The 24,067-nt window shown below is 48.5% G+C and carries 17 protein-coding genes; 16 read left to right on the forward strand and 1 reads right to left on the reverse strand.

Annotation, left to right across the window (positions count from 1 at the left end):
• Positions 1-40: 40 nt before the first annotated feature.
• From lonB to yihA, 3 genes are all read left to right on the forward strand, one after another.
• Positions 41-1,684 carry an ATP-dependent protease LonB gene (lonB, locus tag AC15IQ_RS12045; protein WP_483179399.1) on the forward strand — a complete coding sequence of 548 codons (1,644 nt, stop codon included), beginning with the start codon at positions 41-43 and terminating at the stop codon, positions 1,682-1,684.
• A gap of 118 nt (positions 1,685-1,802) precedes the next feature.
• Entirely contained in the window at positions 1,803-4,151 is a 2,349-nt protein-coding gene (gene lon, locus AC15IQ_RS12050) for an endopeptidase La (protein WP_483179400.1), read from the forward strand.
• Between the two features lie 73 nt (positions 4,152-4,224).
• Positions 4,225-4,839: a ribosome biogenesis GTP-binding protein YihA/YsxC gene (gene yihA / locus AC15IQ_RS12055; protein WP_483179401.1), complete on the forward strand. Its 615-nt coding sequence runs from the start codon at positions 4,225-4,227 to the stop codon at positions 4,837-4,839.
• On the opposite strand, the gene AC15IQ_RS12060 is transcribed toward yihA, so the two are convergent.
• Positions 4,823-6,088 carry a YecA family protein gene (locus tag AC15IQ_RS12060; protein WP_483179402.1) on the reverse strand — a complete coding sequence of 422 codons (1,266 nt, stop codon included), beginning with the start codon at positions 6,086-6,088 and terminating at the stop codon, positions 4,823-4,825. The genes yihA and AC15IQ_RS12060 overlap by 17 nt on opposite strands.
• Positions 6,089-6,431: 343 nt before the next feature.
• Here AC15IQ_RS12060 and AC15IQ_RS12065 point away from each other — a divergent pair, with 343 nt between their 5' ends.
• The 13 genes from AC15IQ_RS12065 (at position 6,432) to AC15IQ_RS12125 (ending at position 23,934) form a co-directional block, all read left to right on the forward strand.
• Positions 6,432-6,860, forward strand: coding sequence for a Zn-ribbon domain-containing OB-fold protein (locus tag AC15IQ_RS12065; RefSeq protein ID WP_483179403.1), 429 nt, complete (start codon positions 6,432-6,434; stop codon positions 6,858-6,860).
• Between the two features lie 31 nt (positions 6,861-6,891).
• Positions 6,892-8,073: a lipid-transfer protein gene (locus tag AC15IQ_RS12070; protein ID WP_483179404.1), complete on the forward strand. Its 1,182-nt coding sequence runs from the start codon at positions 6,892-6,894 to the stop codon at positions 8,071-8,073.
• Positions 8,074-8,130: 57 nt separating this feature from the next.
• Positions 8,131-9,783, forward strand: a complete 1,653-nt coding sequence (locus AC15IQ_RS12075; protein WP_483179405.1) for an acetate--CoA ligase — start codon at positions 8,131-8,133, stop codon at positions 9,781-9,783.
• A 106-nt stretch (positions 9,784-9,889) separates the two neighbouring features.
• Positions 9,890-10,699 (forward strand): 4Fe-4S binding protein, encoded by an 810-nt coding sequence (locus AC15IQ_RS12080; protein WP_483179406.1) that lies wholly within the window; start codon positions 9,890-9,892, stop codon positions 10,697-10,699.
• A 128-nt stretch (positions 10,700-10,827) separates the two neighbouring features.
• Entirely contained in the window at positions 10,828-12,270 is a 1,443-nt protein-coding gene (locus tag AC15IQ_RS12085; protein WP_483179407.1) for a sigma-54 interaction domain-containing protein, read from the forward strand.
• A gap of 438 nt (positions 12,271-12,708) precedes the next feature.
• Positions 12,709-14,853, forward strand: a complete 2,145-nt coding sequence (locus tag AC15IQ_RS12090) for a molybdopterin-containing oxidoreductase family protein (RefSeq protein WP_483179408.1) — start codon at positions 12,709-12,711, stop codon at positions 14,851-14,853.
• A 20-nt stretch (positions 14,854-14,873) separates the two neighbouring features.
• On the forward strand, positions 14,874-15,899 hold the full coding sequence (locus tag AC15IQ_RS12095) for a 4Fe-4S dicluster domain-containing protein (RefSeq protein WP_483179409.1): 1,026 nt from the start codon (positions 14,874-14,876) through the stop codon (positions 15,897-15,899).
• Between the two features lie 12 nt (positions 15,900-15,911).
• A complete protein-coding gene (locus AC15IQ_RS12100; RefSeq protein WP_483179410.1) occupies positions 15,912-16,742 on the forward strand; it encodes an FAD/NAD(P)-binding protein in 831 nt (276 codons plus the stop codon).
• A 140-nt stretch (positions 16,743-16,882) separates the two neighbouring features.
• A complete protein-coding gene (locus AC15IQ_RS12105; RefSeq protein ID WP_483179411.1) occupies positions 16,883-18,289 on the forward strand; it encodes an SLC13 family permease in 1,407 nt (468 codons plus the stop codon).
• A 140-nt stretch (positions 18,290-18,429) separates the two neighbouring features.
• Complete coding sequence (locus tag AC15IQ_RS12110; protein ID WP_483179412.1) at positions 18,430-19,773, forward strand: acetyl-CoA hydrolase/transferase family protein; 1,344 nt, start codon at positions 18,430-18,432, stop codon at positions 19,771-19,773.
• A 98-nt stretch (positions 19,774-19,871) separates the two neighbouring features.
• Complete coding sequence (locus AC15IQ_RS12115; RefSeq protein WP_483179413.1) at positions 19,872-22,322, forward strand: sodium-translocating pyrophosphatase; 2,451 nt, start codon at positions 19,872-19,874, stop codon at positions 22,320-22,322.
• Between the two features lie 18 nt (positions 22,323-22,340).
• The gene (locus AC15IQ_RS12120) at positions 22,341-22,988 is read left to right on the forward strand and encodes an adenylate kinase (RefSeq protein WP_483179414.1); all 648 of its coding nucleotides are present in this window, start codon (positions 22,341-22,343) and stop codon (positions 22,986-22,988) included.
• Positions 22,989-23,103: 115 nt separating this feature from the next.
• The gene (locus tag AC15IQ_RS12125) at positions 23,104-23,934 is read left to right on the forward strand and encodes a flavodoxin family protein (RefSeq protein WP_483179415.1); all 831 of its coding nucleotides are present in this window, start codon (positions 23,104-23,106) and stop codon (positions 23,932-23,934) included.
• Positions 23,935-24,067 lie beyond the last annotated feature (133 nt).

Consider the following 24,067-nt stretch of genomic DNA (forward strand, 5'->3'; position numbering starts at 1 on the left):
GGGAATAATAGCTTAAAACGAGAGAGAGGAAAAACAGCAATTGAACGAATTCTTTGTAAAATACGGCGCAGTACTATACCTGATTCAATTGACATTTGCGGTGATCATAGGTTTATACTTCTGGAACCTGTTGAAGAGTCAGCAGAGTCGCAGGAGCGTGGTGGTCAGGGAAGCGGAAAAAGAGACCCATAAATTGAAGCAGATGCGCAAGGTCAAACTAAGTGAACCGCTCTCCAGCCTGACCCGACCGAATCAGCTCTCCGACGTGGTGGGCCAGGAAGAGGGGATAGACCTTTTAAGGTCGGCCTTGTGCGGCCCCAACCCGCAGCACGTCATTATATATGGTCCTCCGGGGGTCGGTAAAACGGCGGCGGCCCGCCTGGTTCTGGAGGAAGCTAAGAATAATCCATCCTCGCCATTTGGCCCTGACGCCAAATTCGTGGAGGTGGATGCCACCATAACCAGGTTCGATGAAAGAAATATCGCCGACCCGTTGATCGGTTCCGTACACGATCCTATCTATCAGGGAGCCGGATCCCTGGGTACTGCAGGGGTGCCTCAGCCCAAGCCCGGGGCCTGCACTAAGGCCCATGGCGGTATGTTGTTTATTGATGAGATCGGGGAGCTGCACCCCACCCAGATGAACAAATTGTTGAAGGTTCTGGAGGACCGCATCGTACTTCTGGAAAGCGCCTATTTTACCGAGAACGACCCCAATATACCTCAGCATATCCATGATATTTTTGTTAACGGCCTGCCGGCTGATTTCCGTCTGGTGGGAGCTACCACACGCATGCCGGGCGAGATAGCTCCGGCCTTGCGTTCCCGCTGTATGGAGGTTTTTTTCAAGCCTTTGGATAAAGAAGACATTCGCCAGATAGCTTTAGGCGCGGTGCAGAAGATAAAATTTGAAATTGATGAGGCCGCTTTGAACGAGATCATCCGCTACGCCGGCAACGGCCGTGAGGCAGTCAACATCGTACAACTGGCCGCAGGCATAGCCCAGATGGAAAGCAACTGCAGCATCACTTTGAACACGGTGGAAAAGGTATTAAATAACGGTCGCTTCTCGCCGCGGCCGGAGGTCAAAGTAAAAGAGTTTCCCACCGTGGGAATGGTCAACGGCCTGGCGGTGTATGGTGCCAATGTGGGGACATTGATCGAGGTGGAATGCAACTGTGTACCGGTAGACGATGGCCTGGGCACCTGGAATGTCACTGGGGTGGTGGAACAGGAGGAAATGGGAGGTCCTGACCGCAAATACAGCCGTAAGAGCATGGCCAGAGGCGCGGTGGAAAATGTGCTCACCGTGCTTCAAGCCCGGTATGGGTTGAAATTGCGCAATTTTAATATTCATCTCAATTTCCCCGGGGGGGTACCGGTAGACGGACCTTCGGCCGGAGTGAGTATAGCCACAGCAATTTACTCGGCTTATAAAGGGCTGCCGGTGGATCATCTCCTGGCCATGACCGGCGAGGTGTCGGTGCATGGCAAAATCAAACCGGTGGGCGGGGTGATGAGCAAGATCGAAGCGGCCCGCAAGGCGGGCATCAAACGCGCCATTATCCCCCATGAGAACTGGCTTAATATCTTCACCAGCTTCACGGATATGGAGATCATCGCGGTGAATGATCTTCAACAAGTCTTTGATAACGCTTTTATCTCTGAAGATATAAACATATAATGGACTTATAGGCATATTGAAGTCATTGATATGCAAATCCTATGCAATATTGTCCCATTAGAACACATATAGTAGAATAAATGGCTGATAGTAATAATTGGCCTGGAGGTGTGTTAATATGCAACAAGACCAAGAATACCGGCAAATAGCCATGCTACCCCTGCGCGGCGTACTGGTTTTTCCATATACTGTGATACATTTGGATGTGGGACGAAAAAAGTCAATCAAGGCTATTGAAGAGGCCATGTTGGACAATAAAGAGATATTTCTGGCCACGCAGAAAGAAGCCCAGACCGACGAACCAGAAGAAGGGGACATCTTCGCCATCGGTACTGTAGCGGAAATCAGGCAGATCCTCAAGATGCCCGGAGGAACCATGCGGGTCCTGGTGGAAGGGCTGCACCGGGCGGAGATCAAAGGTTACGCTGGCCACGATCCATATATCAAGGTGGAGATAGAAGAGCATCATGACCACACTCAGGAAAAAGACCCCCAGGTGGAAGCCCTGATGCGCACCTTGATAGCGCAATTTGAGCAGTATGTGCGCATGAGCAAGAAGATCCCCCCGGAGACGGTGGTATCGGTAGTGGCTATCGATGAACCGGGGCGTCTGGCTGATGTGATAGCTTCACATCTCACCCTGCGCATCCAGGAAAAACAGCACATTCTGGAAGCATTGCAGGTAGGGACCCGCCTGGAATACTTGTGCGAGATCCTAGCCAAAGAAATGGAAGTCCTGGAATTGGAGAGAAAGATCAATATTCGGGTGCGCAAACAGATGGAAAAGACCCAGAAGGAATACTATCTGCGCGAGCAGATGAAAGCTATACAGAAGGAACTGGGCGAAAAGGACGACCGTACCAGCGAAGTGGAGGAATTGAAAGAGCGCATTGAAGCCGCCAATATGCCTAAAGATGCACGGGAGAAGGCCTACAAAGAACTGGAGCGGTTGGAAAAGATGCCTCCCATGGTGGCGGAAGCGGTAGTAGTGAGGAATTATTTGGACTGGATCCTATCCCTGCCGTGGTCGGTGGAAACCCGCGACCGGTTGGATCTGAAAGCTGCTGCGGGCATATTGGAAGCGGACCATTACGGTTTGGAAAAACCCAAGGAGAGGATTTTGGAATATCTGGCCATCCGCAAGCTGGCCAAGAAGATGAAAGGCCCCATTTTATGCCTGGTAGGGCCCCCCGGAGTGGGGAAAACTTCTCTGGGCAAATCGGTGGCGCGCTCCTTAGGACGCAAATTCGTGCGCATGTCTCTGGGCGGCATACGTGATGAAGCCGAGATTAGAGGTCACCGCCGCACCTATGTGGGCTCCATGCCAGGAAGAGTCTTGCAGGGCATCAAGCAGGCCGGTTCGAAAAATCCGGTCTTCCTCTTAGACGAGATCGACAAGATGACCATGGATTTCAGGGGTGACCCGGCCTCCGCGCTCTTAGAGGTGCTGGACCCGGAACAAAACTTCAGCTTCAGCGACCATTATCTGGAAATACCGTTTGATCTCTCTAAGGTGATGTTCATAACCACCGCCAATTCGGCTTATAATATTCCCCGGCCGTTATTAGACCGCATGGAGATCATCGAAATAAGCAGCTACACTGAGGAGGACAAGGTGCACATCGCACTCGGCTATCTGATTCCCAAACAGGTCAAGGAACACGGCCTCAAACCGAAGCATATTGACTTCTCGGAGGGAGCAGTGCGCAAGATCATACGCGAATATACCCGTGAAGCCGGGGTGCGCAACTTGGAACGGCAAATCGCTTCGATATGCCGCAAGGTGGCCCGCATGGTAGTGGAAGACTCCAAATCCTTTGTCAATGTCACCGGCAGCAATGTGAGCAAATTCCTGGGCAAAGAGAAGTACCGCTTCGGGGTGGCGGAAAAAGAGGATCAGGTCGGGGTGGCCACAGGTCTGGCCTGGACCGAGACCGGGGGAGATATTCTATCGGTTGAGGTGGCCTTGCTCAAGGGCAAAGGCAAGCTGATTTTAACCGGCAAACTCGGTGATGTTATGAAAGAATCGGCACAGGCGGCGTTGACCTACGTAAAATCCCGCGCCCGGGAACTCGGTATCAAGCCGGAACTGCAGGCTGAGTATGATCTGCATCTGCACGTCCCCGAAGGCGCCATTCCCAAAGATGGTCCATCTGCAGGTATAACCATCGCCACCGCCCTGGCCTCGGCCTTATCAGGCAATGCCGCCCGCAGTGATATCGCCATGACCGGGGAAATAACCTTAAGAGGGCGGGTCTTGCCCATCGGGGGTGTGAAGGAGAAGGTATTGGCGGCTCACCGGGCCGGCATCCGCACTGTCATCCTGCCGGTGGAGAATAAGAAAGACCTGGAAGACATCCCCGGCAACGTGCGCCGCAAGTTGAATTTCGTCACTGTTGCTCATATGGACGATGTATTGGCGCAGACCTTGATCAGGCCTGAGCCTGAACAGCTCCCGCCGTCATAATAGTTCAGTGTATAATGGCAGACGTCAAGGAGAGGGAAAAACAATTCCCTCTCCTCATGTTAAGGATGTTGATATGAAAATCAAAAAGGCCGAGTTGCAGGGTATATATGTACATATTAAAGATCTGCCCCAGGGTGAATTACCCGAAATCGCCATTGTAGGTCGTTCTAATGTTGGTAAATCATCATTGATAAACAAACTGGTCAACCGTAAAAACCTGGCCCGCTCCAGCTCCACACCCGGCAAGACCCGCACCATAAACTATTATTTGATCAATGATAGTTGGTATTTAGTAGACCTGCCCGGGTACGGCTATGCCCGGGTCAGTAAGCAGGAACAGGCCAAATGGGGAAAATTCACCGAGTCTTATCTTACCCAGCGCCAGCAATTAAGGGGGATACTGCATTTGGTCGACATCAGGCATCCCCCCAGCAAAGACGATATTCAAGTGCAGAGCTGGCTGATCCACAACCAGTTGCCCATACTGTGCGTGGCTACCAAAGCTGATAAAATATCCCGCGGAGCACAGGGCAAACACCTGGCGGTAATAAAAAAAGACCTTAGCCTGCCTCCCGGGGTAGAGCCATTGTGTTTCTCCGCCGTGACTGGTTCCGGGGTGGAGGAACTGCGCCAGGCCTTGCAGGAGATCCTGGAGCCAGAAGAAGGACCTGTCAGCCCTGAGAGCTGATCTCGGACTGCAAGCGTTCCCGCATATAAGCGGCCAGCTCCTTTTCCTCCTGGCCTTCCCGGCTCTCCTCGAACCGGGCCAATAGAGCATCCAAGGACTGTCTGCCCTCGGCTTGCTGCATTATCTGCCGCGGGGTCGTTTCATCTTTCGGATGGGGTGTATCCAGCCACCGTTCGGTTTCCTTATCTTTCACTACCATAAACCATACGGGCATCATGTCTACACCTGGCGGCTGTGGATATAGCACGCTGCTCATCAGCCTGAGCGGTTGATTGGCCCATATCTGGCTTAGCTGTGCTTGCTGGCTATTTATCTCGTCCAAAAGGTCGGCACAGCTTAATACCAGCTCCGGGCCGACCACCAGGCGGGCATACGGGCCTAAACCTCCGTCTGCCGCCAGCCAGGTCCAGCCTTGAGTGTGATGCAGCGGTTCATAGCCAATATTGGCAGCGATGATGCGCTCTACCGCTTCTTCTTGAGTGCCGTGGTGATAGAGGAACCTTATATCGTTGAGTTTCAATAAGGTCTTGTGCTGGGCATGATTGAAAATACCGAAAACCATCTCTCCGTTGTGTTTTAACACTTCCTCGGCAGACTCGTCTGACATAAGGCGTAGAAGGTATGTCATATGGTCTGACAGGAAGGCCTTCTCCAGAGACTGGTCCTGAATCATCAACACCATACCCGAAAAGATATTGTCTTCAGGCAGCTCCACCAGGCGACCCATGAGTAGGATGATGTCGCTGTTGTCGAATTGCAGGGTCTCTTTCAAGAGCACCCGTTTCTGAGCACCGGTGGCCAGGTCTTTTAGATAGAGATGCATGCCGGAAGAGCCGATGGCTTCGTACAAACCAAGTCTCGATTGGTTCAACGCCTCCAGGCAGCTGCGGGAGGCCTGGTCCAGGTAAGGGCCGTTTTCCAACAGATAGGCCTGGCCGATGCTGTGGCCGCTATCCCCCAGCACATCGAACCACAGCCAGTCGGAAAAAATGGTGTCATGCTCAGGGGGCAGTGATTTCTCGGCGGCAAAGCGCACGAAACGGCTTTGCAGGATGCGTCGGTGTTTGCGGATATCCTTAGCATTGACCTGTTCCAGCTTGAGCTTCAAAGCGGTCATGATGTTGCTGTAGCGGATAAATGGGTCCACGGTTATGTCGGTGATTTCAGCCAAGGGGCCGCAGCAATGTTTGTATTTCTTGCCGCTGCCGCAAGGGCAGGGATCATTGCGGCCAATCTTCTGTCTTGCCAATTTGGCTTCCCCCTTAAGAATTTTGCTCAATTTAGATTAGCATAACCTGGTTTGCTTAACAATAATGTGAAGAAGTCACAAGGTACACCAGGGCTTAAGAAGATGGGCGCAGCTTGGCGCCCATTTTCTTAGCTTGCGCCCTTGATAAGTAGGGGCTTCAATTTACTGTATGGAGAGAAGATTTCGCTGCCCTTCCCTTAGCAAGGGGAGTAAGCTTAAGCTCATTTAGTCATTTAATTAGCCCGAAATACCTGGCATGGATTTTGCAATCCATACATGTCAAGAGCTCTTAGAATGTGGTTACTTGGTTATCCGTGTAAACGTTAGAAAGGGAGAGACAAAAATGGATGCAAAAAAACCTAGGGCAGCGGTCGATGGCCTGTTTACCATGGATCCGGAAGAACCCAGGCTGATTGGGGGGAAATGCAGTTCCTGCGGGTCTTACTTTTTCCCCAAATTTTATCAAACCCACAAGCCAACCTGCTCAAACCGAGGGGTTGAGGAAGTGCTGCTTAGCCGCAGAGGCACGTTGGAGAGTTTCACCGTTCAGCATTATCCCCCCCCACCCCCATTCGTTTCACCGAGGCCTTTCGTACCATACGGCTTGGGTTTAGTAGCCTTACCGGAAGGAATTAACATTATAGGCATAATGACTGGAATAGCCGTCGAAGATCTCAAAACAGGCATAGAGGTGGAACTGGTACTAGAAACACTCCACCAGGATGAAAAAGGAAATGATCTTTTAAGCTGGAAGTTCAAGCCTGTTGACTAGGTACGAATAGGTGAAAGGAAGGTCAAAGACAATGAGAGATGTCGCAGTTATTGGAGTAGGTATGCACCCCTGGGGCAAGTTCCCCAGGAAAAGCTTTGTTGATCTGGGTGTTGAAGCGATTATAAATGCCCTTAACGATGCCGGAATGCAATGGACAGATATACAAGCCATGGTTTCTGGATGCTTTATATGGGATGGAGTGGGAGGCCTTTTGTCCGGACATTCTATTGCGGCTGTAATGGGTGAAACCGGAATACCCATAACCAATGTTTTTAATGTGTGCGCTACCGCTACCTCGACGTTTAGGGCAGCTTACCAGACAGTCGCCAGCGGCGAACAGGATATTTGTCTGGCGCTAGGTACAGATATATCTCCGGCTGGTTTCTTACCTATAGTCGGAGGAGAGAACCCAGAAGATTGCGATTACCTGAGGTGGAAAATGCTGGGGATAACCAATCCAGGTTATTGGGCCTTGGAATGCCGACAACGGATGGAACGTTATGGCACCACTGAAGTTGATCTGGCCAGGGCCAAGGTGGCTTGCAGTAAGAACGGTGCCTTAAACCCTAATGCGCTTTATCGTAAGGTGTATACAGTGGATGAAGTACTGAACTCACCTATGGTAGCCGATCCTTTGCGGCTTCTGATGATCTGTGCCACCCGGGATGGAGCGGTAGCCACCATACTATGCAGCGCCGAGATAGCTAAAAGGTTTACTTCAAAGCCGGTAATGATAGCTGGGGTTGGTCTGGGAAGCGCCCTTTATGGCGATCCGACAGCACGCCTGGGCCTTTTAGCTGCTCCTCCGAAGACCGATGTTCCAATGCTTAGTGAGAGTTATATGAGTTCGCAGATGGCATATCGTACCTCAGGTATTGGCCCGGAAGAAATGGATCTGGTTGAACTTCCCGACAATAGTTCGTGGCATTATTTACAGTATTTAGAGACTCTTGGTTTTTGTGGGCCAGGCGAGGCCGAACAATTACTGGCCAGCGGCGAAACGGAGCTTGCTGGCAAAATACCGGTTAATCCCAGTGGAGGGATGGCATGTTTTGGCGAAGCAGTATCAGCCCAGGGTCTACTGCAAATCCATGAAGTTGTTAAGCAGCTCCGAGGCGAATGTGGTGAAAGGCAGGTGCAAGGCGCAAAAGTAGGTATGGCTCAGACTTACGGGATGTTAGGCAACAGTGCCGCAGCAGTATTTAAGGTGTGATTTGGCGGGTACATCAATAATTACCAGTTAAGTTTATAATTAACGGAGGTGACCAGTATGAAAAGACTCTACAACATTGATTTACCGAACTGGGAGAAGTATTTTGGCCCCCCGGAATCTCTGCCGGAAAAGGTCTATACCTTGCCTGAGTTATTATCCTATCCTTACAAGATCAACGCTGCAGAATACCTGGTGGGTAGATGGGCCAAAAAGAATCCTGACAAAGTGGCCATGTATTTTTACGATGAAAAGATCACCTATGGAGAATTCTATGCCAAAATCAACCGGGTGGGCAATGGTCTGAAAAGTCTAGGAGTAAAACAGTATGACCGAGTCATGATAATGGGCCATAATCGACCCGAGTGGCTGATGAGCTTTTTTGGGATTTTAAAAATTGGTGCTATTCCGGTATTTGTGAATCACTTGGTAAAAAGGGAGGAACTTGCTTTCAGATGGGAAGATTCTGAGGCGGTGGCGATTATCTGCCATGTTCCCTGTTTGGAGGAAATTGAAAAAGCCAACACTGAGATGATTAAAATCGTCTACTGTGGCAATAACGAACCAGGAACCGTTTCATGGGAAGACCTCGTTGAGTCCCAAAGCGAAGAGTGCCAGCCCGCAGATACCTGCCTTGACAGTCTGTTCCGGATAATTTATAGTTCTGGGACAACCGGCAATCCCAAGGGAGGAGCTACCACCATACTGGACAATCTGTGTGTTGCCGAGACTCATGGCAAACATACTCTGGGAATAACCGAAAATGATATCCTGGGAGGCCACCCTTTATTCAGTTTTGCCTTTGGGGTAGCCTGCTTTGTGCTTTATCCCTGGTATTTTGGCGCTGCTATCTCCATCACTGAAAGATTCCATCCTGAAGAAATGTTCGCCACCGTGAAAAAACACGGTGTCACTGTCCTGTTCTGTGTTCCTACCGCCTTTAATATTATGTTGGATTCCCCTCACGACCATGTGGATGATTTAAAAACTGTCCGCCTGTTCCAAAGCGCGGGCGAACCGTTGATGGCCAGTACTTGTAAAGAATGGAAGAGAAGATATGGCCGCCCTATCATCGATAGTATGGGCTCAGGTGACAATTGCTACTGGTTGTCGGCGTACGAGGGAATGCCCGAAGATAAAATTGGCTCGACCGGCAGAACCATTCCGGGTATTGAGAATATAGTAGTTGACGAGAACTTCCAGGAAGTGCCCAGGGGTACTGCCGGGGAACTGCTGGTCAGGGGTCCTTCTGGGCATCAGTTCTGGAAAAGACCTGATAAGCAGGCCACTGGAGTGCAAGATGGATGGAATCGGCCGGGAGTATTCGGTACTATGGATCAAGATGGATATTTCTGGTATCACAGCAGAACCGATGACATTATTGTAACCGCTGGATATAAAATTCCTTGCTTTGAAGTAGAATCCGCCATAAACAACTGTGAAGGTGTGCTTGAATCCGCATGTGTGCCCAGTCCGGATCCCGTCCGGGGTTCAGTAATTAAGGCCTTTGTGGTACTCAAGGACGGATACCAGCCCACAGAAGATATGAAAATTAAGATTAAAGAGCATGTCAAAGGACTTATTGAGGATTATAAATATCCTAAGAAGATCGAGTTCATCCCCCAGGAGGAAATGCCTCGCACCAATACTGATAAGATTGTTAGAAGCAAGTTGAGAGAACGTGAAGAGGCCCAGGTTACTGAAGCAAGTTAACTGCAGCAAATAGGCCCTCGGCCAGCACATTAAATGGAGCAGACTGGCGTATCGCCCTTGGATCAGGCGATATGCCAGTCTGCTTTGACTGGAAAGGACGGAGTATATGAAAGCGATTAAAGATTGGATACGCGATTATGCATTAAAACTGGGGGCAGATGATGTCGGCTTTGCCAGCATCACCGATTACAACAGCCCGCAGTCTCCAGATATTCTAGGATTATTCCCCACCGCCAAGTCCCTTGTGGTTATGGCCTTCAAAGAAGCCGCACATTGCGTAAGTCCCTCCAATAGTATAGCTATGAATGGGCGATTGGAGATAACGGAATTTATCCGCTATTGTAGTTTCAAGTTGACCAGATTTTTAGAAAGAGAGTTCCACATTCACGCCATGTCGGTACCGTCTTCGTACCCCTTGGATATGAATTCTACAGCTAAAGGATTAATTGGAGAGGTTTCCCTGCGGCATGCGGCATTAGCTGCTGGGTTGGGGAGTTTCGGCCGCCATAACCTGATTATTCATCCCCGTCTCGGAACTCAGGTAGTCTACCAGGCGGTTATCAATGAGCTGGATTTGCCGTCTGACCCACCTTTTACCGAGGATCTGTGCACCTATTGCGATGTTTGTGTAGAGAACTGCCCGGCGGGCGCTCTGGATATACCGGGAAAGACCGATGCTCTGAAATGTCTGCGTTATTCACAACCATACGGTATGGGGGGCTTAATGGCATTTGGCAGGAAGTTATTGGACAGCCCCACGGATACCCGTAAGAAGATGTTGACCAGCCCAGATCTGATGAAACTTTATCAAGCGCAAATGGTCGGGATGCATTATTATTGTTTCAAATGCTATACCTCGTGCCCTATCGGAAACGACAGCATTATATCTCCCATGGGTATAAATGGCAATAAATGAGCTGACCGGCCATGTTATAATTAATAGTAAATGGGCTTGTACTGCATCTCACAATTAAGGGGGTGGTTTTTTACATCAGACATAGAGAACGGATACCGGTTATGGAAGGGTTCAAGGAGGTGTGTGGCTTGACCGATTGTAATGCAAGAGATGGAAGATCGGATATTGAGTATGAGAAGTTGCTTTACCAATACCTTGACCAAAACAATATCTCCCATATTAAAGATTTACTCCAGATTTTCGATTATTCATATGATGGCATAGCCTTAAGCGATAAAAATGGAGTAGTTTTTTATGTAAACCAGGCTGTGGAAAGAATTACCGGAGTTGATAGAACCAAAATCATGGGAAAAAGCCCGCATGATTTTAAGAAAGTGGGCCCTTTCCTCCGAGCAGTGAAGGAAACGGAAAAGAGCAATATTGTTCATTCGGTACAGCAGTTTAAGACCGGACATATTTATCTGATTACCACTTTGCCATTTATTTTTAAGGGTGAACCATTATATTTTTCCAACTACCGTGAAATCAATGATTTAAATTATATTCAGGGCTCACTGTTAAGTAAGTTGGAAAAGAAAAAATATGGCTACCGGGAACAATTCCAGCATAATATAAACGTATTCGCGGACGATGAGATTATCATAAAAAGCCCGCAGATGATCAATATAATGAGGATCGTGGGCAAAATATGCAACACTGATGTCACGGTTAACATAACCGGGGAATCTGGTGTGGGCAAGGATGTGTTGGCCAGGCTTATTCATGATCTCAGTGACAGAAAAGATCAGCCTTTTATGGAAATAAACTGCAGTCTGATTCCAGAACATCTTCTGGAGTCGGAATTATTTGGCTATACGGAGGGCTCATTTACCGGAGCCAAGAAGGCTGGCAAGCCCGGTTTATTTGAATTGGCTAACGGTGGCACAGTGTTCTTGGATGAAATAGGGGATATACCCTACAACTTGCAGGTTAAGCTGCTTAAAGTTCTCCAAGACCAAGAAATCATGAGGATAGGCGGAACCAGCCCGGTGAAATTGGATCTGCGAATAATATGCGCCACCAACCAGGATCTGGAACAAAGAATCCGCGATGGGCGGTTCAGGGAAGATCTATTCTTTAGAATAAACACCATGCCTATATATATACCCCCATTAAGGGAGAGACAGGAGGACATTCTTCATCTCGCCAACCTCTTTTTGCAGAAATTTAATAAGCAATACGGGACCAGGCATGTCTTTTCTTCTGAGGTATGCGATTGTTTGGAAACTTATCACTGGCCGGGCAATATTCGAGAACTTAAAAGCCTCATCGAGAGATTGGTATTAATAGCAGATGGCCCCAAAATCACAGTAAACGACCTTCCGGTTGCAGCCCAAAAGGGTCAGGGCAGCCAGGTACAACAGCAGAATATGACCAACTTAAAGGATATGCTGGATCAGTATGAAATGGATATTATCGCTAAAGCCGTTAATGAATACGGAGCTCGGAAAGCAGCCGATATGCTAGGGATAGACTACTCCACTCTTAAACGAAAAAGGCAAAAACTAAAAGTATCTAACGGCAATGAGTAATTGGTCGGATGCTTACGACTCAGCCTGCAGCCTTTGATGATAAAGCGCCCGGGTGCAAAGATGCACCGAAAAATAGAATATATATCAGGAAATAGGTCTTTACATTGATGAACCTTAATGTTTGGGATAGGGTGCGTATATGCGCCCTATCCCATTCTTTGTTAAACAATAAATTCCTATAATTTAATTCCTGCAGGTATTTGAAGATTCTAAGTATGCCCAAAAAGGCTATTTATCGGGGCCAGTTTTTCATCCTTCAATCAGTAGGGTATGAGAAACTGGTCTATATATTTTGGCACATATGTTGCAAGTTTATATTTATACTCTATCTCCGCGTGGATAAAGTTTCTAAATAAGATCTTTGAAGCTCATGATGTACGCAATTTATGGGAGCGGATGCAGATTTTTTATAACGGTAAAATAAGGAGGCGATAGATTATGGCCACGCGCAAAGAGCATATTACGTTTTGCCATATTTGTGGCAATCACTGTGCTCTAACTGCTGTCGTTGAAAACGGTAAGCTTGTTGAAGTCAAGGCTGGTGCCGGGTATCCCGCCAATATGTGCTCCATTCAGAAAGGGGCTGACCATTTAATTGGCACCGTTAACAGTCCAGACCGTCTTACCAAGCCACTGAGAAGAGTCGGCGAAAAGGGGTCCGGCAAATGGGAGGAAATATCCTGGGATGAGGCCCTGGATACTATTGCTGAAAAGCTAATTGATGTAAAAGAAAAATTTGGGCCTGAGTATGTGATCATGGTGCTGGGAGAACCCAAAGGCATGGAATTCCCCTTTGCTCAGCGGTTTGCCACCGCTTTCGGTACTCCCAACACCATTACCCCGGGTAATTATTGCGGAGTGCAGTCCACCGAAGCGTTGCGGTATACCTTCGGGTCCAGATATATTCGCGCCAGGATGGAAGGCAACCCCGGACTGGTCACCATTTGGGGCAGCAACATCGCTCATACTGGCGGAACCTTCTCTCAGATCGGGCGCAATGACCTCAACCGTCTTATAGTTGGCGGCGATACCAAACTGGTTGTGATTGATCCCAAGAACATCGAATTATGGCCGGAAAAGGGCATGCACGCAGCTGATGCCGATTATTGGCTAAGACCCAGGCCTAGTAGTGATGGAATACTAGCCATGGGATTTATCAAGGTGATCATCGATGAAAAGCTTTACGACCCTGATTACATCGAGAAATGGACAGTTGGCTTTGAGGAATTACGCCAGGAAGTCGCGACCTTTACATTGGAAGAAGTTGAGAAACTCACCTGGGTTCCTAAAAAAGACATTCAGGAAGTAGCCCGGCTGATGGCAACGGTTAAACCGGCATTGATTGGCAATGGCAACTCCTTGGAAGGCAACATAGAAGCTTTTCAAATGGCCCGGGCCTTAGCGGTGTTAAGAGGGCTTATTGGCAGCGTCAATACACCTTATGGCGGTCTGGTGGATCAAATCCCTCCGAATTATTATCCACCGGGTGCATTTATGATGAGCGACTTAAAGGAAAAACTCAAAGAGTATCCGCGCACACCGGAGAGAACCATTGGTGGTTCCGATTTTTCCATAGCTGCCAAATTCGGGTACGTACCCACCCAGGCTCTAGTAGACGCTTTGCTGACCGAAAAGCCTTATCTTCCCAAGGTCGGCCTGACATTTGTTAATAACCCCCTGCTCACCTACGCCGACTCCATCGCAACCGAAGAGGCCTTTAAGAAGTTCGAGCTTTTGGTGGTTTCCGAGCTGTTCCATACCGCTACTACCAGAATTGCTGATATTGTCCTTCCCGCAGCGGTTCTAAGCGAATACGATGGCATTGCTTACTGGCCGGCCTGGTTTGGAAATCTTCGGGCCAATGTTAAAGTAGTTGATCCTCCCGGAGAAGCCTGGCCGGATCATAAAATGGTCAATGAACTGGCGAAGCGGGTCGGTTTGGGACAATATTTCTGGGAAGACGAAATCATGGCCATGGATTATATGCTGGAACCTTTGGGAATGACCTGGGAGTACTTCCGTGATAATGTTAGGTATTTGCATGGGGAAAGCCTATACGATCCAGAAAAAGTAATTGGCTATAACACCCGCTCTGGCAAAGTGCAGTTATACTGCGAGGAACTGGCCAAATCCAAGGTCGATCCGTTGCCCCGATTTAAAGACCTGGTTAAACCGCTTATGGGCCCATGTGAAATAACTGAGTCATATCCATTCATAATGACCAACTACAAGAGCGAGGTCTTCATGTTGTCAGGATACCGTGGGGTCAAGGAATTGAGGATAAAATCGCCGACCCCTACAGTATATATGAATCCCGATGCTGCCAAAGAACAGGGTTTTAAAGATGGCGACTGGATATATATCGAAACCTTCAAGGGACGGATAAGGCAGAAGTTGGCCCTTCAGCCCGGCATGCATCCCAAGGTTGTCAATGTTGAATTCGGGTGGGGTGACTATGGCTATGAAGATGCCAATAATAATCTTCTCACCGAGTACTCTCGTCCCTGGGACACTGCCACTGGTTGTTTGACTTTAAGGGGACTGGCCTGCAAAGTGTACCTGGCACCAGATGAGGGGGAGTAGACAGATGAGGGGGAGTAGACATGGATAAAGTCATTAGAAAGCACGATTTTCTCAAACTACTTTTTGCTGATCTCAAAGAAAAATATCATATTATCGGCCCGACCCGTAAGGGAGGGGGCACATCAACCTATGCCTACCCCACCTTCGACGACATCGATCGGGCGATCGATTTGGAAATGGGTTATACCACTACCATGGGCTCGCTAAAGAAATTGTATTTTCCTGATAACGAAGCCCTTTATCAGTATCAAAGGGTGGGCACCGAGGTGGAACTTGTAAACCTGCGCCAGGCTTGGGACAAAGAAAAGGTGATACTTGGCCTGCACCCCTGTGACATCTCCGCCCTGGCGGTTTTGGACAAGGTATTTGGCCTTGATCAGTATTACACCGACAAACGAAACAAAAGCCTCATAATCGGGTTGACCTGTGATTCGGCATGCTCGCGGGGATTTTGCAGCAGTGTCAACTCCGGACCTGATGCCCAAAGTGGTTTTGATTTGCTGCTAACTGACATCGGGGACGGCTACTTCTGCAGATCGGGTTCAGAGCGGGGCGAAAGACTGTTAAGCTTGGAATATTTTAAGGCCGCTGCTCCCGAAGACATCCAGGCTAGAGCTAAAAAGCTGCAAAAGACTGAGGATGAGCTAAAGGGGCGTTTCTCGCTGGATGAAGTAACATCGGCGTTAGCAGAGAAGTACAATGATTCGTTGTGGGATGAATTTGCCGATAAATGCTATACTTGCGGCGCTTGTAATATGGTCTGTCCCACCTGTACTTGCTTCACCATCAATGAGAAAGCCAAGGGCGATCACAGCCAGGGTAAAAGGGTAGTGGTATGGGATTCATGCCATTTTGAAAGATTTGCCCAAATGGCCGGCAATTTTAATCTAAGAGAGGAAAAGAAGTCCAGGTTCAAGCACCGCATTTATGACAAATTCCATTTCAGCCTGGTGCGACAAGGCAAGGTATCATGCGTGGGCTGCGGAAGATGCGCTGACTTCTGCCCATCTCACATTGATATCCGTGAAGCTATGAGCAGACTGTAGGAGGGAATTACATTGGAAAATATTTATTTGCCTGAAATGGCTGTGGTACAGGAGATTAAAGAGGAAACTCCTCAGATCAGAACCCTGACGATTAAAATGGCAAAAAAGCAAGCCAGGAGTGTCCTTCCGGGTCAGTTTATGGAATTGACTATTTTCGGTTCCGGTGAATTTCCGGTAAGCGTTGCTGCGGTGCTCAATCCGGAAGCAACCCTCATTCAGACCACCATTCAACAGGTGGGGAAAGCCACCCGGGAAACCGCCCGGCTGACCCCGGGATCTAAAATTGGCATAAGGGGACCGTTCGGTAACGGATACCCATTAGAAGCCATGCAAGGCCGGAATATCTGCCTGGTTACCGGCGGGGTTGGATTAGCTGCCGCCCGGCAGCTTATCAACTACATCGTCGCCAATAGAAATCGATTCGGGGAGGTCATATTGCTTCACGGCGCCAGGACCCCCGGCGACCTGATCTATAAGGACTTTCTTTTCAATGCTGAGGATGCCCACCGAAATAATATCAGCATAAGTGTTACTGTAGATCAGCCAGACCAGAATTGGAATCAGACCATTGGACCAGTAACTGAACTATTTAAAAAAGTCAGGGTTGAGGCGGATAATACTGTAGCCATAGTCTGCGGGCCGGGCAAAATGATGAATAATGTCTGTGCAGGCCTGGCGCAAATGGGCTTACCTGATGATCAAATCTTGCTGGCCCTGGAAAGCAGAATGCATTGTGGCATGGGAGTATGCGGTCATTGTGCGGTGGGCTATAAAAAGGTCTGTGTAGATGGCCCGATATTCGCCTACGGAGAGGTCAAGAACAACTTGGAGAAGTTGATTTAGCGATTCAGCCTGGGGCATATCCCAGACATGCCCCAGGTTAAGTTGGCCCCACCATCCTGTAGGAAGATGGCTGTAAAAGGGGGGGTAGAGCTAGAAGCAGGTTAGTCATCTAGTTGGTATTATTAAGGGAGGGATATCATTTGTTTAAGGATTCTAAGATAACAGGTACAATTGTAGTCACATTGATTGCCATTGTCATCGGACTCCTAAAACCCTTTACCGGACTTGGCCCTCAAGGACACTATATCCTGGCTTCGGTAGTTGTCGCCCTGGGCTTATGGATTTTTAAACCTGGGGGAGTCCCCTTTATGGCTGGATCTACCTTCCTGGTGGCCAGCGGCCTCTTATTCGGACTTAAGTATACGACTGTTGTATCAGGCTTTGTTAATTCTGCCCTCTGGATATTAATCCCCGCCCTATATTTTGGTTTTGTATTACAGAAAACTGGCCTGGGCAAAAGGATTGCCTACCTGGTATTAAAGAGCTTTAAACCCAGTTGGATGAGCATAGCCTTGAGCTGGTTCATTATCGGTGTGGTGCTTTCGGCTCTCACTCCATCCACGACGGTTAGGGTGGCTATCGTAATGCCCATTGCTCTGGGGGTCATTGATGCCTGCAAGTTGGAGTATCGTTCCAAAGGCTCTGCTTATATCGCCATAATTGCTTTTGCAATGTGCCTCATACCAGGTTCCGGCTGGCTGACAGGAGGTCTTGCTGGCCCTATTCTGCTCGGATTTACTCCTGCAGATCTTAAACACTTAGTTAACTTCAACTCCTGGTTTCAAGTATTATTCGTACCCTGGTTTATAGCAACCGTGGTCTTTGCCATCCTGGTCTATGTTTTAATGAAGCCCAAGGAAGCTATTGGGATAACCAGCGACACTTTTAAACAGCAATATGCGCAATTAGGCCCCATTACTAAGCCTGAGATCATTACCGCATTGGTTTTAACAGTGACATTAATATTGTTTGCCACAGAAAAATTCACGGGAATACCCTCAGCATCAACAGCTTTGTTAGCCCTAGCCATCCTGCTTTTGTGTGGCATAATAAAGGCACCCGAAGTCGGCACTGGAGCCAACTGGGACATAATCGTATTTTTCGGGGTAACCATAAGCTTAGTGACCATCTTTGCCGAGGCCAAGGTGGCTGCCTGGATTAATCCTATTCTACAGCCCACCCTGTTTGGTCTGGCTCCGTCGCCGCTTCTGTTCATGCTGGTAATCACCCTGGGGATATTGCTAATACGTTTTATTGACGTTCCCTGGGGGTTATCGACTATTGCCTTGACTATTGCATTAATGGTTCCTCTGTTCAATAACTTTGGCATTCATCCGCTGGTGATTATGTTTGCTTATCTGGCAGGGGTTAACTTCTTCTTTCTATCCTATCAACAGCCCTGGATGCTAATGGCGGAAGGGATTATATCCGGCAAAGGTTGGGCTTCCAACCATGTTTTAATTGCCGGCTTGTGCTATGTGGCGGCAGTGGTAATTGCGTTGATAGTGAGCATTCCCTACTGGCGGATGCTTGGCGTTATCAACTGATCGGTTCCATTCTAACCGGGGCAGCCTATAAGGCTTCTTAGCCTATTAGGTTGCCCTATTGCCGACATCAATCAATAAGTGGGGGAATCTAAAAAAAAAAGGAGATTCCTGCCAGACCATACCAAAGGAGCGGACGATACATGAATTTTGCCCAGGAATATACGAATAAATTGAGGAATGCCCAAGAAGCCGTAAAAATTGTTAAGTCAGGTGATAATGTTCATTATGGAGAATTTGTAATGAACTCACAGCTACTTGATGCTGCTCTTGCGGATCGCAAAGAAGACTTATGTAATGTTATAGTACGAACCAACTGCTGTCCTTTTGTACCGCAAGTTGTACAGGTGGATCCCAAAAGAGAGCATTTTACCTTAATTGACACTCACTTTAGCAGCGTCAGCCGTCATTTACACGATAATGACTTGTGTTATTACGAGCCATTAACCTATCATGAAGTTCCTTCCTGGTATTACCGCGGCTATGTGCCGGTTGATGTAGCCATGATTAAGGTAGGCCCCATGGATGAACACGGTTTTTTCAATCTCGGCACTGCCAATTCGTATACTACGGCTTTTGTCTCCGCAGCTAAAATTGTCATAGCCGAAGTAAACAATTCCATACCCCGTTGTTTGGGCGGCAATAAGGAAGCTTTGCACATCTCGGAAATTGACTATCTGGTAGAAGGAGATAGTGAGCCATTAATTCAATTGCCGCAGGTACCAATCAACGACATTGATCAAAAGGTTGCTGAGCTTGTCGTCAATGCCATCCCTAATGGCGGCTGCCTGCAATTAGGGATTGGAGCTATGCCCAATGCTATTGGAGCTATGATAGCCAGGTCAGATTTAAAAGACCTGGGTGTGCATACCGAAATGCTAGTAGACTCCTACGTTGACATGTATGAGGCGGGGCGCATTACTGGTAAGCTCAAACAAATTGACAAGGGGAAGATGGTCTATACTTTCGCTATGGGGACCGATAAACTATACAATTTTCTTGATAACAATCCGGTATGTGCCAGTTACCCGGTAGAATACACTAACGACCCCTATGTTATTGCGCAGAACCAGCGGGTCATGGCCATTAACAATGCTATCGAAGTTGACCTTTATGGTCAGGTTTGTTCGGAATCATCCGGCATTCGTCAGATTACTGGAACCGGTGGACAGCTTGACTATATATTCGGTTCATACAAGTCCGAGGCGGGAAAGGGTTTTATCTGCCTGAGTTCGAGCATCATCGGCAAGAACGGTGAAATGATCTCCAGAATTGTTCCCACCTTGCCTACCGGCGCGACCGTCACCGTACCCCGTAGTATTACTTACTACGTGGTCACTGAATACGGTATGGTCAATCTAAAAGGTAAATCTACCTATCAAAGAGCTGAAGCCCTTATCAGTATTGCCCATCCGCAGTTTAGGGATGAATTAATAAAACGTGCCGCAGAAATGAAAATATGGCGGCGGAGTAACAAAATAGCATAGTGGTTTATTATCACGCCACAACTCATTACCTAAATATTAGATGTTGCGCCTTATTAAGGCCAGTAATACGCTCTTCATTAGAAAGAAGGTTTGAAAAAGTGCACGGTAATCTAACCCAAACAGTAAAACAATTATTCCTTACGGGCTTTTTGAGCCTGGTCGCAGTATTGCTGGTGCCAGTCATGGCCCTAGCCAGTGAAGCCGACCTGATCCTGCCAGAATTCGCAGCCAACCATCACAACTTGCTGGTTTATGGCATACTTATCTGCGTTTTAGGTATGGCCTTCGGCTACTATCAATTCGTCAAAGTCAAAAAGCTTAATGCCCATCAGTCCATGCTCGATGTGGCTAGCATCATCTATGAGACCTGCAAGACCTACCTTTTGCAGCAGGGCAAACTACTTTTCATACTGTTCCTGTTCATCGCCTTCTGCATAGCCTTCTATTTCGGCTATCTGGGCGAGATGCCCCTCGGTTCAGTGCTGATAATCTTAAGTTGGACGGTTATAGGCATCTTAGGTTCGTACAGTGTATCCTGGTACGGCATTCGTATGAACACCCTGGCCAACAGCCGAACCGCCTTTTCCTCTTTGGAGAGGAAACCGCTTAAAATTTTGAACATAGCTATGGATGCCGGTATGAGCATCGGGGTACTCTTGGTATGCGTAGAATTGATCATGATGCTGATTATCCTCTTGTGGGTTCCCAAAGACCTGGCCGGAGCCAGCCTGATAGGCTTTGCCATCGGTGAATCACTGGGGGCCAGCGCCTTGCGTATCGCCGGGGGCATATTCACCAAGATCGCTGACATCGGCTCAGACCTGATGAAGATCGTCTTCGGCATCAAAGAAGACGACCCCCGAAATCCCGGCGTTATCGCCGACTGCACCGGAGACAATGCCGGTGACAGCGTAGGACCGACAGCCGACGGCTTCGAGACCTACGGGGTAACCGGTGTGGCCCTGGTAACCTTCATCGTGCTGGCGGTGCAACCGGCCCTGGCAGCAACCCTGATCGCCTGGATATTCATCCTGCGCGTGTTGATGATAATCACCTCCATAACTGCTTTCTATATCAACCGGGCCTTCAGCCAGAGCCGCTTTGGCTCTAAAGACGACTTCGACTTTGAACAGCCCTTGGGCAGCCTGGTATGGATCACCTCCATACTGTCCATCGCAGCTACCTTCGTAGCCAGCTACTTCCTGTTAGGCCCGAATTCAGGTGTTCCCGAAGAATTGTCACAGCTGTGGGTGGTGCTATCTGCCATCATCAGCATAGGCACCCTGGGAGCAGCCTTGATCCCCGAATTCACCAAGATATTCACCAGCCCCAACTCCAGCCATGTGGCTGAAGTAGTAAAAGCCTCCCGTGAGGGCGGGCCGTCTTTAAACATCCTCTCCGGACTGGTAGCTGGTAATTTCAGTGCCTTCTGGATTGGTATGGTATTCTTCGCTATGATGTTTGCAGCTTATTATGCCAGTGGATTTGGTTTGAACAATATAATGATCTATCCCTCCATCTTCGCCTTCGGTCTGGTAGCCTTCGGTATGTTGGGGATGGGGCCGGTCACCATCGCCGTTGACAGCTACGGCCCGGTTACTGACAATGCCCAGTCGATCTATGAACTGTCCCTGATCGAGGAAATCCAAGATGTAGACAAAGAGATTGAGAGCAAATTTGGATTCAAACCCGACTTTGAGAAAGCCAAGCATTACCTGGAAGCCAATGACGGAGCCGGCAACACCTTTAAAGCCACTGCCAAACCGGTGTTGATCGGTACTGCCGTAGTCGGTGCCACCACCATGATCTTCTCCTTGATATTGGTCATCAAGAACGTATTAGGGGTAGAACCGGAACAGATTCTGACCTTACTCAACCCCTTCACCATCTTCGGCTTTATTGCCGGCGGATGTATTATCTACTGGTTCACCGGCGCCTCCACCCAGGCGGTCACCACCGGGGCTTATCGGGCTGTGGAATACATCAAGCAGAACATCCGTTTAGATGAAGACGCTGATCAGAAGGCTTCCATAGAGAAATCCAAAGAAGTCGTCAAGATCTGCACTCAGTATGCCCAGCAGGGCATGTTCAACATCTTCATCGCCATTTTCTCCTTCACCATCGCCTTCGCCTGCTTGGCAGCGCCGCGGGCAGGTGAGAACGGCAACTTTGCGGTATCGCTGTTCGTGTCCTATCTGATTTCCATCGCCATATTCGGCCTGTTCCAGGCGGTATTCATGGCCAATGCGGGCGGATGCTGGGACAACGCCAAAAAGGTAGTGGAAGTTGACCTGCAGGAAAAAGGCACCCCCTTGCATGAAGCCACCGTGGTAGGGGACACTGTGGGCGACCCCTTTAAAGACACCTCCTCAGTGGCCATGAACCCGATCATCAAATTCACCACCCTGTTCGGACTCTTAGCCATGGAGATCGCCATCACCGAAGCCTTCAGGGATATCGCTCCTTCAGTAGGCCTGGTCTTCCTGTTAGTGGCGTTATTCTTCGTGTGGCGTTCTTTTTATGGGATGAGAATACCGGTCAAGGAATAACAAGGGAGATGAAAGACAATGAACATTATCCTTTTGGGCCCCCCTGGGGCAGGTAAAGGGACTCAGGCCGCAATGCTGGTAGAGAAGTTTGGCATTACGCATATTTCTACCGGTGACATGTTCAGGGAAGCGATCAAACAGGGCCGGGAACTGGGACTGCAAGTAAAGGCCATAATGGAAAAAGGCCAGTTAGTGCCCGATGAGTTAACCGTTGCGGTGGTTCGGGAACGTCTGGCCCGGCCTGACTGTGAGAACGGCTTTCTATTGGATGGTTTTCCCCGCACCATCCCCCAAGCGGATGCGTTAGGCGGTATATTGGCGGGTTTAAATCGTAGTCTCGATACGGTGATTAATATCGAAATCCCGGATGACGTCCTGCAGTCCCGCATGACCGGGCGCAGGATATGCAGGCAATGTCAGGCAACCTACCATACACTGTCCAATCCTCCTAAGCATACTGGAAAATGTAATAAATGCGGAGGGGAATTGTATCAGCGCAGTGATGACAGCGAAGCGACAGTAGCCAACCGACTGGTAGTATATGAGCAGCAGACCGCACCCTTAGTGGCCTATTATTGTCATAAGGGCGTTCTGAAGACAATTAACGGCAATCGAGAGTTGCAGGAGGTCTTCAACAATATTTGTCGCGCTGTGAGCGGGGTGTAGCGATAAAGAAATGGCCTGTAAAGTATTGCATTTTGATACTTTATGGGTCAGTCATTGTATTCGGGTGCGATGATTGAAGGCTCTAAATAACCTGAGTGAAAAAAGGGGGATGCTCATGAAGAACGTGCTGGGGTTGATAATCTCTGAAAGAAGACTGGGTAATACTGAGGTTTTAGTCAAAGAAATCATGGCAAGCATACCTGAAAAGTGTAATTATGAACTTATACGTCTCACTAATTTGCAGATTAAGCCCTGCAAAGCGTGTTACAGGTGCCTTTCGGCAGACACAGTATGCAGTATAAATGATGACTTTAATTCTATATTTAATAAGATCATAAGAGCTGATGCCATTATAATCGGGTTTCCTGTCTATTCCTTAGGGCCGCATGGATATTATAAAATGTTGACGGACCGCTTGATCGGTGCCTTTAATCATGCAGAATTCACATCGGGAAAACCCTGTATTCTAGTGTCCCCTTTTGGCCGTGAAGGATGGGAAGGGTATACCAAGACCGCAGCCCTGGTCTTACCCCGAATTCTACAATTAAAGGTAGTTGACTACTGGCAGGTTCAAGCCGCATTGCCGGGAGAGTCTTTGCTCAGCCCAACTAACCTGGAATATGCGCACAGCCTTGGAAAACGTTTGTTAAATGGCCCTGCCTATAAACCCGGAGCCTGGGAATGTCCGCGTTGCGGATCCGACCTTTTCCGTTTATGCAAAGATAACGGGGCTGAATGTGCACTGTGCAAAACCAAAGGGGTTTTGCGGGCTGGAGGCCCCCCCGTTTTTCCAGAATCCCAAGAATATAGGTTTTCACCAGCACATATAAAGGCCCATTTTGGTGATTGGTTGGTAGGCATGAAACAGGATTTCAAGAAGCAAAGGGAGCGATTAAAGACAGTGCAAAATGCCTACCGGGATATGAACTGGTGGGTAAAACTTTAGGTTTCATTAAGGATCAGGTCGAATCCCTTTAGGGCAAGTGACAATCCCCTATCTTTAATAATTTATGATCGCTCAGGTTGATGGAGCAATTTTCAACCGACCAAAGGAGGTTATGATGGGAAGAGGAAGATTA

The sequence above is a fragment of the Syntrophomonas sp. DTU019 genome, from assembly GCA_913757435.1.
In the GTDB taxonomy this organism is placed as follows: Bacteria; Bacillota; Syntrophomonadia; order Syntrophomonadales; family Syntrophomonadaceae; genus DTU019.

Bases quoted from the DNA above. Each gene is read 5' to 3' on its own strand.
- lon (WP_483179400.1), top strand. From the start codon at position 1,803: ATGCAACAAGACCAAGAATACCGGCAAATAGCCATGCTACCCCTGCGC.
- yihA (WP_483179401.1), top strand. From the start codon at position 4,225: ATGAAAATCAAAAAGGCCGAGTTGCAGGGTATATATGTACATATTAAA.
- AC15IQ_RS12065 (WP_483179403.1), top strand. From the start codon at position 6,432: ATGGATGCAAAAAAACCTAGGGCAGCGGTCGATGGCCTGTTTACCATG.
- AC15IQ_RS12070 (WP_483179404.1), top strand. From the start codon at position 6,892: ATGAGAGATGTCGCAGTTATTGGAGTAGGTATGCACCCCTGGGGCAAG.
- AC15IQ_RS12075 (WP_483179405.1), top strand. From the start codon at position 8,131: ATGAAAAGACTCTACAACATTGATTTACCGAACTGGGAGAAGTATTTT.
- AC15IQ_RS12080 (WP_483179406.1), top strand. From the start codon at position 9,890: ATGAAAGCGATTAAAGATTGGATACGCGATTATGCATTAAAACTGGGG.
- AC15IQ_RS12090 (WP_483179408.1), top strand. From the start codon at position 12,709: ATGGCCACGCGCAAAGAGCATATTACGTTTTGCCATATTTGTGGCAAT.
- AC15IQ_RS12095 (WP_483179409.1), top strand. From the start codon at position 14,874: ATGGATAAAGTCATTAGAAAGCACGATTTTCTCAAACTACTTTTTGCT.
- AC15IQ_RS12110 (WP_483179412.1), top strand. From the start codon at position 18,430: ATGAATTTTGCCCAGGAATATACGAATAAATTGAGGAATGCCCAAGAA.
- AC15IQ_RS12120 (WP_483179414.1), top strand. From the start codon at position 22,341: ATGAACATTATCCTTTTGGGCCCCCCTGGGGCAGGTAAAGGGACTCAG.
- AC15IQ_RS12125 (WP_483179415.1), top strand. From the start codon at position 23,104: ATGAAGAACGTGCTGGGGTTGATAATCTCTGAAAGAAGACTGGGTAAT.